13 protein-coding genes are annotated in these 15,141 nt (G+C 58.5%); 9 read left to right on the top strand and 4 right to left on the bottom strand.

What is annotated here, in order from left to right; all coding sequences use genetic code 11:
* Positions 1 to 4 precede the first annotated feature (4 nt).
* From pseC to WC698_05965, 7 genes are all read left to right on the top strand, one after another.
* Positions 5 to 1,198, top strand: coding sequence for a UDP-4-amino-4,6-dideoxy-N-acetyl-beta-L-altrosamine transaminase (gene pseC, locus WC698_05995; GenBank protein MFA6039783.1), 1,194 nt, complete (start codon positions 5 to 7; stop codon positions 1,196 to 1,198).
* Entirely contained in the window at positions 1,188 to 2,195 is a 1,008-nt protein-coding gene (locus tag WC698_05990; GenBank protein MFA6039782.1) for a Gfo/Idh/MocA family oxidoreductase, read from the top strand. Before pseC ends, WC698_05990 begins: the two co-directional genes overlap by 11 nt.
* Complete coding sequence (locus WC698_05985; GenBank protein MFA6039781.1) at positions 2,192 to 2,941, top strand: acylneuraminate cytidylyltransferase family protein; 750 nt, start codon at positions 2,192 to 2,194, stop codon at positions 2,939 to 2,941. Before WC698_05990 ends, WC698_05985 begins: the two co-directional genes overlap by 4 nt.
* On the top strand, positions 2,934 to 3,659 hold the full coding sequence (locus WC698_05980) for an acylneuraminate cytidylyltransferase family protein (protein ID MFA6039780.1): 726 nt from the start codon (positions 2,934 to 2,936) through the stop codon (positions 3,657 to 3,659). The genes WC698_05985 and WC698_05980 overlap by 8 nt, the downstream gene beginning before the upstream one ends.
* Positions 3,640 to 4,416 carry an SDR family oxidoreductase gene (locus tag WC698_05975; GenBank protein ID MFA6039779.1) on the top strand — a complete coding sequence of 259 codons (777 nt, stop codon included), beginning with the start codon at positions 3,640 to 3,642 and terminating at the stop codon, positions 4,414 to 4,416. Before WC698_05980 ends, WC698_05975 begins: the two co-directional genes overlap by 20 nt.
* A gap of 71 nt (positions 4,417 to 4,487) precedes the next feature.
* The gene (locus WC698_05970) at positions 4,488 to 5,225 is read left to right on the top strand and encodes a class I SAM-dependent methyltransferase (GenBank protein MFA6039778.1); all 738 of its coding nucleotides are present in this window, start codon (positions 4,488 to 4,490) and stop codon (positions 5,223 to 5,225) included.
* Complete coding sequence (locus tag WC698_05965; protein MFA6039777.1) at positions 5,209 to 6,501, top strand: DUF4910 domain-containing protein; 1,293 nt, start codon at positions 5,209 to 5,211, stop codon at positions 6,499 to 6,501. The genes WC698_05970 and WC698_05965 overlap by 17 nt, the downstream gene beginning before the upstream one ends.
* 48 nt (positions 6,502 to 6,549) lie before the next feature.
* On the opposite strand, the gene WC698_05960 is transcribed toward WC698_05965, so the two are convergent.
* Complete coding sequence (locus WC698_05960) at positions 6,550 to 8,136, bottom strand: hypothetical protein (protein MFA6039776.1); 1,587 nt, start codon at positions 8,134 to 8,136, stop codon at positions 6,550 to 6,552.
* Between the two features lie 214 nt (positions 8,137 to 8,350).
* Here WC698_05960 and pseG point away from each other — a divergent pair, with 214 nt between their 5' ends.
* On the top strand, positions 8,351 to 9,847 hold the full coding sequence (gene pseG / locus WC698_05955) for a UDP-2,4-diacetamido-2,4,6-trideoxy-beta-L-altropyranose hydrolase (protein ID MFA6039775.1): 1,497 nt from the start codon (positions 8,351 to 8,353) through the stop codon (positions 9,845 to 9,847).
* Positions 9,844 to 10,938, top strand: coding sequence for a pseudaminic acid synthase (pseI, locus tag WC698_05950; protein ID MFA6039774.1), 1,095 nt, complete (start codon positions 9,844 to 9,846; stop codon positions 10,936 to 10,938). Before pseG ends, pseI begins: the two co-directional genes overlap by 4 nt.
* Before the next feature lie 38 nt (positions 10,939 to 10,976).
* On the opposite strand, the gene WC698_05945 is transcribed toward pseI, so the two are convergent.
* The 3 genes from WC698_05945 to WC698_05935 all read right to left on the bottom strand — a co-directional run bounded on the left by WC698_05945 (position 10,977) and on the right by WC698_05935 (position 15,122).
* Positions 10,977 to 12,533: a hypothetical protein gene (locus WC698_05945; protein MFA6039773.1), complete on the bottom strand. Its 1,557-nt coding sequence runs from the start codon at positions 12,531 to 12,533 to the stop codon at positions 10,977 to 10,979.
* A 228-nt stretch (positions 12,534 to 12,761) separates the two neighbouring features.
* The gene (locus tag WC698_05940; GenBank protein MFA6039772.1) at positions 12,762 to 13,568 is read right to left on the bottom strand and encodes a methyltransferase domain-containing protein; all 807 of its coding nucleotides are present in this window, start codon (positions 13,566 to 13,568) and stop codon (positions 12,762 to 12,764) included.
* A gap of 54 nt (positions 13,569 to 13,622) precedes the next feature.
* The gene (locus tag WC698_05935) at positions 13,623 to 15,122 is read right to left on the bottom strand and encodes a hypothetical protein (protein MFA6039771.1); all 1,500 of its coding nucleotides are present in this window, start codon (positions 15,120 to 15,122) and stop codon (positions 13,623 to 13,625) included.
* Positions 15,123 to 15,141: the final 19 nt, after the last annotated feature.

Genomic DNA, 15,141 nt, shown 5'->3' with positions numbered 1-15,141 from the left:
ATTGATGCCCGCCCCCCTCGCAGTCCATGGAGGCACTCCCGTCCGCCCGACGCTCCTTCCGTACGGGCGCCAGTGCGTGGATGGGGACGACGTGGCGGCCGTGGACGCCATCCTGCGCTCCGACTGGCTGACGACGGGGCCCAAGGTGGAGGAGTTCGAAAAGGCCTTCGCCGCCTTCACCGGGACGCAACACGCCGTGGCCGTTTCTAACGGCACCGCCGCGCTCCATACGGCCGTGCAGGCGCTGGGGATAGGCGAAGGGGATGAAGTGATCGTTCCGACGATGACCTTTGCCGCTACGGTGAACGCCGTCCTGTTCCAGGGCGGCACACCCGTCTTCGTCGACAGCAGCCCGGACACGCTCTGCATTGATCCCAAACAGGTGGAGCGCGCCCTCACACCCCGCACCAAGGCGGTCATCGCCATGGATTACGGCGGACAACCCTGCGACTACGCGGCGCTCCGAGCGATTGCGGACAAGCGAAAGCTCCCGATCCTCGCGGACGCGTGCCATGCACTGGGCGGGATGCTTGACGGGCGCCCCGTCGGCTCGCTCGCGGACCTGAGCACCTTCAGCTTCCATCCGGTCAAGCCGATGACGACGGGGGAGGGAGGGATGGTGACCACGGACGACGCTGCGCTCGCGCAGCGCATGCGGCGGTTCCGGAACCACTGCCTCACCACCGACCACCGGGAAAGGCACGAGAAGGGATCCTACGCGTACGAGGTGCAGGAACTGGGCTACAACTACCGCCTCACGGACTTCCAGTGCGCCCTCGGCCTCAGCCAATTGAAGAAGGTGCCCGCCTGGACGGAGCGGCGGCAACGCATCGCCAGCCTCTACAGCGAATCCTTCGCGGGAATGGATACCCTGCATCCCCTGGCTGTCCGTAAGGGCCTCATTCATGCTTATCACCTCTACGTGATCCTCCTCAATCCCGAAACGCTCACGGCATCGCGCGACGAGATCTTCAAGGCATTGCGCGCAGAGAACATCGGCGTCAATGTCCATTACATCCCCGTCCACTTGCACCCCTACTACCGCAAGCGCTTCGGCACGAAGGAAGGGATGTATCCCGTGGCGGAAGAAGCATTTGAAAAGATGATCACGCTGCCGCTCTTCGCCGGCATGAACGACGTGGACGCGCAGGACGTGATCACGGCGGTCAACAAGACCACAGCCTTCTATGCGCGCTGAGCCCGCCACGCAAACGGCACACCCGTCCGTGCTCGTCTGCGGCGCGGGTTCCATCGGCCTGCGCCACCTGCGCAACCTCACGACACTCGGTATCAGCCGGCTGGCCGTGAGTGAGCCGGACGACCAACGCAGGCGATCCGCGGAGGAGGAGATCCCCTGTGAACCGTTCGCTTCCCTCCCCGAAGCCCTCGATCAGTTCCATCCGAACACCGTCCTCATCTGCAGCCCTACGAAGGAACATCTCCCCCAGGCGATTGCGGCAGCCGGAGCGGGAGCGCACATCTTCATCGAGAAGCCGCTCTCGTATTCTCCGGAAGGCATCGAAGGACTCCGGAAGGAAATTGATGAACGTAACCTCGTCTCCATGGTCGGTTGCAACATGCGCTTTCATCACGGCCCCGCCACCGTCCGCAAACTCCTCACGGAGGGGGCTATCGGAAAGCCCCACGAAGCCGTCGTCTACACCGGCTCCTCCCTCCCGCAATGGCGCCCGCTACAGGACTACCGCAAAAGCTACAGCGCGGATCCCGTGCAGGGCGGCGCCATCCTGGACTGCATCCACGAGATTGACCTGGCGCTGTGGTACTTCGGCCCTGCGGCGCTCGAACGCGCGGAGGTGCAGACCGCAACGCCGCTCGACCTCACGGTGGACGGCACAGCAGACTTGTTCCTCCGACATCAAAGCGGCGTGCGAAGCCGGGTGCACCTCAGCTTCATGGAACCGGAGTACCGGCGCTTTTGCACCATCAAGGGAACCGGGGGTTCGCTGGAGTGGGACATCAACCGCAAGTGCGTGGAGGTGCGGGACCGGAAGGGGAACGTGGTCGCCTCGCATCCTGAGCCGGAGGGATATGACATGAACCGGATGTACCTGGAGGAGATGCGGCACTTCCTTGCCGGGGTCGGAAAGCGGGAAAAAGTGTACAATCCGGTAGCCGAAGCCGCGGAAACGCTCACGATTGCCCTTACCGCGCGCTCCGCCCCGCCCCGCCCATGACGAACCTCGCCCTCATCCCCGCACGCGGCAATTCCAAGCGCATCCCCGGGAAGAACATTCTCCCGTTCTTCGGGCATCCCATGATCGCCTATGCGATTGCGGCCGCAAAGAACACCGGGCTCTTTTCCGACATCATCGTTTCTACGGATGACCCGCTCACAGGTCGCATCGCGGAGTGGTACGGGGCCACGTATCTCCCCCGCCCCGCGGAACTCTCCGGAGGCTCCGTCCCCACCCAGGACGTCGCTCTCCATGTGCTGGATATGCTCGAAGCACGGGGTAAACTGCCCGAATGCCTCTGCCAACTGATGGTCAACTGCCCCTTGCGGCGGAGCGAAGACATCATGGACCTCCAACGCACGTTCACAGAGAGGGAAAGGGACTTCCAGATTTCCGCGGTGCCGTACCGCGGCGTGTATCCGCACTGGGCACTCGGGTGCGACGGGGAAGGGCGAGGCAGATGGCTCTTCTCGGAAGGAACGATGGCACCGAGCCAAGAGCTGCAATCGGCCTGCTGCCCCACGGGCGCGGTTTGGTGGACGCGGGTGGAAGCATTCCGCCGGCAGAAGGTGTTCTATGGCGAGCCATTCCACATGGCGCCTATGGATGCCGACCGCGGCATCGATATCGATACCCCCGAAGACCTGGATCTGGCGGAGACGATCGTACGGGGGCTGGAAGTGCGTGACGGGAGTTCCCCCCTCGAGCCGGTTGACCGCAACCCCTTCTCCCGCGACCATGCCTGACACCATGCTGTGCATGATCCCCGCACGGGCCGGAAGCAAGCGGATTCCCCGCAAGAACCTCAAGCTGCTCGGGGGAAAGCCGCTCATTGCCTACACCATCGAAGCTGCACTGGCTTCCGGTTTATTTAATGACGTGTACGTCTGCACAGATGACGAGGAGATTGCCGCCGTTGCCAAAGAATTCGGCGCGAACGTCCCGTCACTCATGCCGCCGGAGCTCTGCGGCGACCTTTCCCCCTCGTATGCGCCGTGCCAGCACCTGGCGACGCTGCTGGCCAAGGAAGGCAGGGCCGCCGAGTCTCTCCTCTGCCTCCAGCCCACTTCCCCGCTGCGTTCCCCGGAGGACATCAAACGCGGCGTGGAGCGATTCCGGCGCGGCGACATCGATTTCCTCCTGAGCGTCACACCCATCGACCCCCACTATTTTCACTGGGCGCTCGTCCCCAGGGAGAAATCCCGTCCCGCAGGGGAGTGGAAGATGTACTTCGACAAGGAGTGGCTCATCGAGCGGCCGCTGCTCCCACCCGCATACCGGCCGAACGGGTCGATCAAGATCGCGCGGCTGGCCGCCCTCAAGGAACAGGGAAATTTCTTCGGGGAGAAACTGGGCACCGTGGAAACGCCGGAGGAGCGCTCGGTGCACATCGGTACGACATTCGACTGGAACATCTGTGAATATCTCCTTTCCAACACCAGCCATGAACGGACTCAGCGGTAGCACCGCCATCGTTACGGGAGCCACGGGGCTCATCGGCACGGCCGTGGTGCGCCGCCTGCTGCAAGAAGGCGCCACGATCATCGCCACTTCCCGGTCTTCCAAGGACGCGGAGGAGTGGGCGTCGCGGGAGAAGATGGAAAAAAAGGATAACCTGAAGCTCCAGGAACTGGATTTGGCGTCGGAAGACTCCATTACCGCTTTCATCAAAGGCATCGGTAGTGAAGAGCAACCAACGGTCCTCATCGGTTGCGCCCGGTCGCGCGAGGGACTCCAGACCGGACCGGATGGATTCACCTTTGAAGACCTGCACCGGCTCATCGATGCCGACGTCACTGGACACGCATCGCTAGCGCGAAAACTGGTGAAGGGCCTCCAGAAGACGCAGGCGGCCAGCTTCGTCTTCCTCTCCTCCATCTACGCCGTCGCCGGCGTGGATCTCTCGCTCTACCCGGAGGGCATGCGCCCTTCGCCGCCGCACTACGCAGCTGCGAAGGCAGCGCTTCTGGCCCTCGTCCGATGCCTCGCAGCGGAATGGGGCGGCCGTAACGTCCGCGTGAACGCGATAGTCGCGGGCGGCGTGCGGTCCGCAGCGCGGCAGTCCGAGGAATTCGTCCAGCGATTCACGGAGCGGACGATGCTTGGGCGCATGGCGTCGCCGGAGGAGATCGCTTCGGCCGCGGCCTTCTTGGCATCCGAAGACGCCTCATACGTCACGGGGTCGTGCATGGTCGTGGATGGGGGGTTCACCGCGTGGTGAGGGGGAGGAACGGAAGATTGTCCATCAAAAAGAAGGTTGATCCGGGAGAAGCGGATGGTTAGAGTAGCTGCATGGCAGACATCCGGGACGATGCGTACTGCAAGAAGTATTTCGGCGCGAGGAAAGATACGATCGAACGGTTGAAGAACCTCTACGGCGCTGCGTACTTTGAGGAAAGGAAAGACGAGAGCGGGAGGAAGCGCGACGCAATGCAGGATCAGGAAATGGGGAGACTGCGGCAGTTCGTGGATATGACCCGCGGCGGCAACGCACTGGATATGGGATGCGGCACGGGCGGTTTCCTCGAGCGCCTGGGGCCCACGTGGAAGAAGTACGGAATCGAGGTTTCGGATGTGGCGCGGGAAGCTGCGGAGCGCAGGGACGTGGTGACGGACTTCGAGCTTAAGGACGGCTTCTTCGACCTCATTATCTTCCGGGGGACCATCCAGCACATCCCGGATCCCATCGCGCGGATAGGAGAATGCTTCTACTGGCTCAAGCCGGGAGGAGTCATCGCCTTCCTCGCTACGCCCAACACGAACAGCCTGTGCTACCGGCTCTTCGGGTCCCTCCCCATGATCCGCAGTGACCTCAATTTCCTGCTCCCTTCCGATGTGATGCTTCGGCAAATCCTTGAGAACTTCGGTTTCGAGATGCTCGGCTTCGCCTACCCGTACCGTGGGACGCCGTATGCCCGTCCCGCGCTCGACCTCGCATCCTTCCTCCTCAAGCTGCTAGGAATCGGTGGAAAGGGAGTACACTTCGCATTTTACCGCAATTCCCTCGAGTGCTTTGCCCGCAAACCCTGATTTCGACATGATGCAGTGCATCGAAGACCTCTGGTTCCAGCGCCGGGACCTCGTCTCCGATGGTTTCGACGCTTCGCTCGACTACCTGGGGAAACTCATCCCCCTGGAGATCCACGCCGTGCCCTCCGGGACACAGTGCTGGACCTGGACCGTCCCCGAGAAGTGGAGCGTGGGCGAGGCATACATCGAGGAGGCGGGGAGCGGACGACGCGTACTGGATGTTGCGGATCATCCCCTCCACGTGGTCTCCTACTCCCTGCCCGTGGACAAGGAGCTCCCGAGGGAAGAACTGCTCCGGCACATCATTACCAATCCCGCGCGGCCTCATGCCATCCCGTTCGGCTACAAGTACTACGAGCGGGATTGGGGATTCTGCCTGCAGCACGACCGGTTAGGGGAATTCACGAAGGACCGGTACCGGGCGGTCATACGCTCCTCGTTTGAGAAGGGAACACTCAAAGTCGGCTGCTGTACTATTCCGGGAGAGACGGAAGAGACGGTCGCGCTCATCGCACACCTCTGCCATCCGGCCATGGTGAATGACGACTTGTGCGGCGTGGCGGTGGGTGCCAAGCTCGCGCAGGAGTTGGCGCAGCGCAAGAACCGCTACACCTACAAGATATTCTTCCTTCCGGAAACCATCGGTTCCATCGCCTACCTCAGCACGCACGAGGAAATCATCCCGCGCGTCTCCTACGGCATCTTCCTCGAGATGCTGGGGAACGACAACATCCACGCGCTGCAGCTGACACGGCAGGGCAATACGCGATGGGACCGCATCGCGCGTTACGTGCTGCGGAGGAAGGGCACCGAGTTCCGGGAGGGACCGTTCCGCATGGTCGTAGGGAACGACGAGATGGTCTGGAACGGCCCGGGTGTGGACATCCCTACCATTTCCATCAGCAGGTTCCCCTACCCCGAATACCATACAAGTGATGACACACCGGCCATCATTTCCGCCGAGAGGCTGCGGGAATCCAAGGAACTGGTTATGACGATGTTGCACATCCTCGACAATGATTACGTGCCGACACGGACCTTCAAGGGGCCGGTGTTCCTCTCCGGTTACGGCCTCTGGGTCAAGCTGGAGGAAAACCGCGAACTCAACCGGAAAATGGAGCAGGTGATGCTGCGCCTGGAAGGCCGCTGCAGCGTCTTCGACATCGCCGATGAACTTGATCTCGATTTCGACTACCTCCTCGGGTACCTAGATACCTACTACCGCAACGGCCTGATCACGAAGAGACAACTAAACACAAAGAAGTGTGGAACATAAACAAAGGGGGTGCCCTCAATGAAGACACCCCAATTCGTACAATCTGAGCTACTCCGTAATTTCTGAGATTGAAATGAATGATCCTTCTTTGACCGTCGTCGCTGTTGCATTTGACGTATTTTGTGACCACTTGAACCGCAACGTGCCTCCAGTGCCTCCTGTGACAATGGTGCCAAATGACTGGATGATGGTATGTCCGTTGGCAGGAATGGGAATGAGAGAGCTGGCGGTGTCACTTGTTTGCAGAAGATCTGCAACACGGTTATTACCCCCCTGCGCGATGTAACCAATATCCATTGTCGTTCCAAGAGGAAGACTGAAACCGATTTTGATATCCGGCGTTGCACTTGTTGAGGTCGCGAAGATACCACCCGTGAGAACATACGATTTATTTGCCTCAAGTGTGAACAAGAAGTGAGTATCGTTTTGTAATGTCGTACTACTTGTCACGCTTTGATCTGCACTTTTACGAACGGTCGATTCCAGAGGTGCAATTGAGCCATCTTCTGGCACCTGCTCGACAGCGAAGGCGGCTGGATCATAAAGATTTTCATATTCAGCCTTCCACCAAGCATCAGAAATACTCTGCTTGATGACGCGCACTTCATCAATATCTCCATCCATGAGATCCAAAATGGATCCTTCAGTATTCCCTGCGCCAACCACGAAACGAGCCGTACCATTATAGATATCTCCAGTAGCATTTTGGGAATTACGAGTTCCATTGTTAATACCGATATCCATCTGATTGGAGGGCGCATCAAACCTCATAGCAACGTGAGTCCAAGTACCTACAGAGGGCGATCCAAAGTTATTGGCAAGCAATGAACCAGCTGATGAGCCTCCGGCATCAAGCATGGTCATAGCATAAAACCGATCATCACTTGAACTGTAGCTAAGCACATATTCTCTTGCACCGCTGGTCGTTGCATATTTTGACGCTATTGTATGATACGTACTTTTGTCATGCATCCGCGTCCAAGCACTCATATTCATATTCACATCAGCCCCCATGGAAAGCGAGGCATTATCTGATATGTACAAATACTCGCTGTTGGCATCGTCAAATGATGCTGCATTCGCGCCGATCTTTCCGCCCGTTGCGGTTACTGTATTCACATCGGTAAGATCATTGTTATTCGCCGTTGAATCGTAGCGGGTTCCTGATGCTTCGTTCATGTGCCATACAGCAGCGTAGCTGCTCCACACATATTCGCTGCCATAAGTACTGCTGGCTGCTGGCTGCTCATTTGTCTCACCTGTATTATACCACATATAAAGATATGTTCCGGTGGAACTGGAGATGGAGGGGACTTTCACATACATTTCCACATCACAGAGAGCTGGATTGTTGTTCGTTGCGAATGTGACAATCTCAAGGGGAATTTGATTGTTACCATCTGCGTCTGTGGTGAAACGAATATCACCTCCGCCATCCTGGGCAGGATAGCTCCCGTCTGCATCGCAGGGCTCGGAAGGTAAATTCTCTTCCGTAAGAAGTACGGGGAAGTTTGTAAGCGTAGCGTCGATTTTTGATTCCTGAATGATTATGGCTACTTCCCTGTTCCAAAAGGTGGCAACAGCTGCCTGGGTACGTGGTGGCGAAGGAATGAGAATGCAGAGAGTAGTGATCATCAAAAAGACAGAGATCCTACGAAGTGGATGCCGCATAAGAAGAAGGGAAGGGGAAAAGAGAATAATAGTATTGATTCTTCATAATAATAATTGCAGGCATCATAAACCATGTCTTGCCAACACAAGAAACTGCTGCCAAACCGACATGTCTGGCACGGAACACCAAATGAAAGGAGGAGCAGAGTATTTATGTCCATGCTACCATCCTATCCCCATGTCTCCGACGTTCGTCTTCCGCGTGAACGCCAATCCGTCCGTCGGGACGGGGCACTTGATGCGGTGCCTTGCCCTTGCACAGGCAATGAAGGAGAACGGCTGTTCCACGGCCTTCGTGGCCGCAGACCTTACGCCCGCGCTCCAAGGACGGCTGGCGGAGGAGAAGGCAGAGGTGATCCGGCTTACCGCAGAGTCCTACGGGGAAGAGGACGCCCACGAAACGGCGGAGCACGCGAAGCGCCTGGGTGCCGCCTGGGTGGTTGTGGACGGCTACCGCTTCGACGGCACTTACCAGGATGCTTTGAAGCGCGAAGGGCTCCGTGTCCTGTTCGTGGATGACTACGGCCATGCGAAGAGTTACGCCGCCGACGCCGTCCTCAACCAGAACGTCGGAGCGAAGTCGGACCTCTATACAAAGCGAGGTGAATCTACGGCGCTCCTCCTTGGTACGCAATACGCGCTGCTCCAGCGGCAGTTCCGGGAACCGCCTCGTGGAGAGCGGCAAACTCCCGATGTTGCATCGCGCCTGCTCGTCACGCTGGGGGGCGGCGATCCTGCGAATGTGACCTGCAAAGTAGTGGCTGCGCTGCGCGGGATGAAAGGCCTTGAACCCACCGTCGTGGTCGGAGGCGCGAACCCGCACGCGGAGGAAATCCTCTCCCTGTGCCGTGAATCCGGGATGAAATGCATCATCAATGCCCCTCGGATGCGTGAGTTGATGGAACAAGCGGACATGGCTGTCTCCGCAGGAGGAACAACGAGCTATGAACTCGCGTACCTGGGCGTCCCTACACTCAGCATCATCCTCGCGGATAACCAGGTGGCCGTTGCGGAGGGAATGGCCGCGGCCGGGTGCAGCGTCAGCCTGGGATGGCATGACAAGATCACCCAAGAGAAGTTACGGACACAGGTTCAGTCCCTGGCGAAGGATCAACAACGCCGTGAGCTCATGGCGGAAACAGGACGGGCGCTCGTGGACGGCTACGGCGCGGACCGCGTGCTGATGCATCTCCTCGGGAACCCCTTGCGCCTGCGCCGCGCACGGCCGGAGGACGCAAAGCTCCTCTGGAAATGGGCGAACGATCCCCAGACACGTTCCGCTTCGTTCTCCACGGACTCCATCTCCTGGGAACGACATCAGGCATGGTTCGCGGAACGCCTGCGGGATCCGGGAACAATGCTGCTGCTGGCATTCGACAAGGAGGATGATCCCGTTGGGTACGTCCGTTTCGAAACGAAGGAAGAAACATTCCTCTCCATCGCCGTCGCGCCGGATCGAAGGGGGCAACGGCACGGCACGCATATCCTCAGGGAAGGATTACGGTCTTTCTTCCAGGGGAATCCGAATGCGACTGTCCATGCCTACGTGAAGGAAGGGAATGAGGCTTCTGCCGCCTTGTTCCTAAAAGGAGGATTCACCGAGCATCCACTGGATGCACGAAAAGAGGATCCCCGACGGCACTTTACGGCACAACGCGGTACACTGGGCGCATGAACGGAACGATCGCCATCGGCGGCCGGGTGATAGGGAAGGGGCAGCCCGCCTGCATCGTCGCGGAGATGTCCGGCAACCATGGGGGGAGCAAGGGGAGGGCGATGGAGATCATCGCCCGCATGAAGGAGGCGGGGGCGGATGCGGTCAAGTTCCAGACCTACACCCCCGACACCATCACCATTGATTGCAATAATCCTTTCTTTACGGACTGCCTCCGAGGAACCGTGTGGGAAGGGCGGACCCTCCACGACCTCTACGCGGAAGCCTCCATGCCATGGGAGTGGCAACCGGAGCTTAAGGCGTATGCAGAGAGCCTAGGAATGCAGTGCTTCTCCACGGCGTTCGACGCGACCTCCGTGGACTTTCTGGAACGGATGAATGTTCCAGCGTACAAGATTGCGTCCTTCGAGCTGGTCCATCTGCCCCTCATTCGACGCATCGCGGCAACGGGGAAGCCCCTCATTCTCTCCACTGGCATGGCGACGCGGGAGGAGATTGCAGAGGCAATTGCAGCGGCACGAGAAGCGGGTGCAACGGAAATTGCGCTGCTCAAGTGCACCAGCGCGTACCCGGCCAGGATAGAGGACGCAAACCTCCGCACCATACCCGCGATGGCCGAAGAATTCCGGTTGCCCGTGGGGGTATCGGACCATTCGCTCGGGAATGCAGTGCCCGTGGCGGCCGTCACACTAGGGGCCTGCATCGTGGAGAAGCACTTCACTCTCGACCGCAAGCGGGACGCGGGGCCGGACAGCTCCTTCTCCCTGGAACCACTGGAATATAGGGTGATGGTGGACGCGGTGCGCGCGGCAGAGCGGGACCCGCCTTCCGCGCCAATTGAGGAACAGGCGCTGGGGTACGTGCGCTACGGCCCCACGGAAAGTGACCGCAAGAGCCTCGTATTCCGCCCGTCACTGTTCGTCGTGGAGGACGTGGAGGCAGGCGAAACATTCACGGAACGGAATGTGCGTATCATCCGTCCCGGGTACGGCCTTCCGCCCATGAACCTGGAGCGCATCCTCGGCCGCAAAGCACGGAATGCTGTCACCCGCGGAACACCGCTGTCGGAGGAGTTGCTGGAAGCCAGATGATCACTCTGATCTGGCAGCCGAAGTGATCGGCTCACAAATTACTGTTCAAAGTGGAAGGAATATAGATCCGCATCGCGAAGAACGAACTTCAGGCGAATTGGACGTCCGGCCAGAGCACCCAAGTTCACTCCAGAGCCAGTCCACAATACGGTGTGATCAATGGCATCACCATAGAATGGCTTGCTCTGTAGCAGAGAGTTTGCTTTCTGCGGCTCAACCGATACATCTATCACCTCAACCCTAATGCTGCCAGCAACGGAGGTGGATGCATTAATGACCAGATTGCTTCCCGTAAACACAAAAGTCTTTGTCGTCATTGATCCCACCATGTAAGAGGCATGTACTGAAACAAACCCGTCTGTTCGGAGTGTCGCACGACGGAGGCGATTTGTTGAATACCCAAAATGCTCTGTGTAATAGATGGAAATTTCGTCAGGTCCGGTAGGAACAATTCCCTTAGCAGGCATGATAGAGCCGTGCATCCAATTCTCGATGTCAGTTCCCGGTCGTATGAACGCATCGAGGAATTGTCGGTTGAAATGGATACCGTCCCTACTGCTCATAAATACTGCATCAGTAATACCGCCGAAACGAGCGTCTTGGACAGCTTTTCTCTCTTCCACAATCCGCATCGGTAGTCCAATGAAAATAGCTGGCAATCGAAAATACGGCGTGATTGCGTTTGTGTAGAGCTGTTCCACCGGCGATCCTTGCTCATCAATGACTGTTCCGCTTCCCCAATGCAGGAAATCAGAAGAGGTACGCCTGACAATGGAGCGGATTCCTGCGCGACCGGGATACTTGTTTGAGCGTACGTAGGCAACATACCGTTTGATACGCGGATCGTAGAGGGCGGTGTTCATGGAGTCATAGTCCTCGCCTTCCATCACGCGAGTGTCCTTCAGGAAATGCCAGTGGATACCATCAGGTGATCCAAGAGCCATGGGGGGCATGCCGCCGATCGCCTTATATATTTCACTGCTCTTTGCGCGGGGATTCGTATCACGGAATGGGGAGAAATTGGCTGGTACGTTTACCTTGTCGCCGTTCTGCAGTATCCAATATTGCTTGTTCTTCGGTCGGGTATTGTTGAAGGTTGGATAGCGGGAGATTTTCCTCGTCTCAAGCGTTTGATCGTTACCCATCCAAATGATGTTGTTCTTGGATGACCCATTGAAGGCAAACAAGCCAAGTTGCAGCTTCACCCAATGGATGCCATCCTTGCTCTCTGCATAGCAGGTTACTGGCTCATGACTATCGTCGTCTCCATTGTAATACATTCGATAAATTCCTTGGTCGTACATGACAGTGACAAATGTACTGAGATCGCCTTCCCAAGGCGCATCGAACTTGATAGCAACTTCAGCTGGTACTGGATGATGGAGTATCAACTCCGCTCCTGACATTTCGCTTATGAGGGCATCATCAACGAAGAGTTGCGGCTGAGTCCCCACGGTTAACCGGCGCTGTGAAATTGCGAAAGCCGTAGGAACGGCGATGATGGTGAGAGTGATAGCAATTACGAAAAGCAACATGCTGTCACGCATGTGCACAACCAGCGTGCGGAAATGATAGGAAGAACCGCTCATGCTCATGATGGAAGTAAATGAGCAAGGCACTCAAGAAGAGGCACCCTGCATGGTGTCTCCATCGTTGTAAGCGGTTACCCGCCTATCAGAGCGATGACCAGAGGCAGGATGCCTCTTTCTGCTCTGATTTGCGGGTTTTAACGTGTCGTAAGCTTGCGCCTACAACGATGGAGACGGCGCCATTCTAGCACGTTATCACCGCTAGAGAAGAGACTTGTTGATATTGATAAGTTCCTAACCGCGCTTCCGGAACACGTGCCCCGGCACGAGGACATCACACGACCCGTTGAGGAGCGCGAAGACTGCGTCGCGTTCGTCCTGCGCCTTCCTGATGTGCGTGGTGGAGAAGTCCGTCTCCTTGGGGAAGGAAAGGATGAGGAGCCCGCCCGGCCGCAGCGCCTCGAGGAGATTCCGCGCGATGGTGAGCGGCTCGAACGCATGCTCGAGCACGTCCAGGCAGGAGATCACCGCATAGTGCCCCTGCGGGAGGGTGGCTGATCCGTCCGCGACAATCACGCGCCGGAGCAGGCCGGACATTTCCTGTTCGACGAATTGGATGGTTTTGGAAGGAATGTCCGCAATGTCTACGGCCGTCCATCCTTTGCGCGCCAGGTAGTGCACAAGGACTCCTGCGCCTCCGCCGTAATCCAGGATGGGACTGTCTTTGGGGAGGCGTTCCGCCTGGATGAGGTGGTACGCCCGCAGGATTTTTTTCTTGAAATTGTACGCTCCGTCGCTGAGGGCAGCCTGTCGCCAGATGTCCTTGTCGTGCTCCAGGTAGAAGTGCTCCACGTCCGCACGCGTCTCTCGCGGCCTCGACTTCCACGCCTCCTCAAACCCGATGCGCGACGCCTCGTACCGATCCTGGAACTCTTGCTTGGAACGAAGTCCGTACGCGTGCCGCACGTGCGGCACGATGCTCATCGTGCGGAACGCCATGGACGGGGACATGAAGAGGATAAGGTACTGGCACCATCCGAAGAACCCCCTGAAGGACAGGTAGGGATACTGTTTCCGCAGCGCGAAGAAGCTTCCGAACATAGGGGGATGATAACACGGCCCAAGGAATAGGGGTTACCGGGAACAGGACACTGCTCACGCCGCCCTTGGCTCATCTTCCTGCCGTTTGAGCCCTTCCAGCTGGTGGATGATCCCCTCCGTACAAGCACGGACATGCTCATCATCGGGGATTTCCGTCACCATGTGATGCCAAAGATTGATGACCCCGTGGATACTCGTCTCCTCCATGGCCTTTAAAAACAAACGTGCCTGTATGAGTGTGGGGGCAGCCCCGTCGCGGAACACCGCATCGATTGCCTTGGCGCAGTCCTCCGACGTGTGGATGGGAAAGACGCCCGGGGCGTACTGGAAGAAACGATGACCGAAGAGCAGCACGGGCTTCCCTCGGAAAATCGCCTCGAACCCGACCGTCCCCGTGGCGGTTGCCACCGCCGAACAATGCTCCCGGAGGGCAAAGGTATCGGTGTGGCGCGCGATGAACCGCACCTTCTTCAATTCCAGAAAATCCCGGTAGGAATCGACATCGCGGGCAAGCCAGCCGCTCTCGCGAGGATGTTCCTTGACATAGATGAGCACATCGTCGGGCAGGTGCGCATTCAAGAGCTGAGCGATGAGTGCTTGGTCGACGTACGCACCGGCCATGGGAACGGTTGAGGCCTCCGGTTGGAAATGCAGAGTCAGGTACACGTAGGGGCGGCTGAAATCCGGCTCAATCGCATGGGCGTTGTAGAAGGCATTGCGATCGTGAATGACCTTGCGCCGTTCCCTCATGTGCAGAAGGCTGCCTATCCCCGCGGGAGTGGCGAAACGGGCGAGATGCCGGAGCGCCTGCACGGGCCGGCGGAGGAGCATCTCGCGCACGGCCTGCCAGTAGGTGGAACGCCAAACGGCCTCGATGGGCGGAGTTTCACCTCCAGGAGTAGTAAGCGCCCGATAGCGCCGCGCGAAGCGGTCACCGAGCGGAATCGCCTCCGGATCCGTCACACGGCCGTATTCCTGCGACAACTGCCCGTAACGTTCTTCGAGCTGGACGGCCGATCGCTGCCAATCGCTCTCCGCAAACGAGGTATCCCGCACCGGCCCGGCATCGAGATACAGCACGGAAATGCCCCTGTCCTTGCACAGGTAATAGATGATGATATCGGGAATTTCATGGGGCATCCACGCCGCGAGGTAAAGGTTGATGCGTCGCCGCGAGAGGTAATCATTCCAGAAACGGAGATGACGCAGGTACCAGCGCTTGCGGGTCACGTACGGAATGCTGCGTTTCCACTCCAACCGCATGACCATGTCCATAAAGATGCACTCACACTCGCGCATCCGCTCCACGAGCGCTTCATCGAGGGGCTGGAGAGCGTCCCAGTCGACTCCTCTGTAGTGACAACCGCGGATCTCGCCGGAGAGGAACCACTCCTGGTGACCTTCCGGAAGAGGAGGGAAGTACGGCGGCGCGCCCTCGGGGGCAATGAAAGCGCCGAATTCAAACGGCTGAGCACGGAGCACCTGATCGATCACGCGCTGGGAAACGGCGTAGGAGAAGCGGCCAATGATGGCACGGAAGGGAGCGGAAGCCATGGCCAAAATACAACGGTTG

Source organism: Candidatus Peribacteraceae bacterium, from assembly GCA_041661065.1.
GTDB lineage: Bacteria > Patescibacteriota > Gracilibacteria > Peribacterales > Peribacteraceae > CAIKAD01.
Note: the sequence above shows the minus strand (reverse complement) of the source record. Positions and strands in the feature narration are given on the sequence as shown.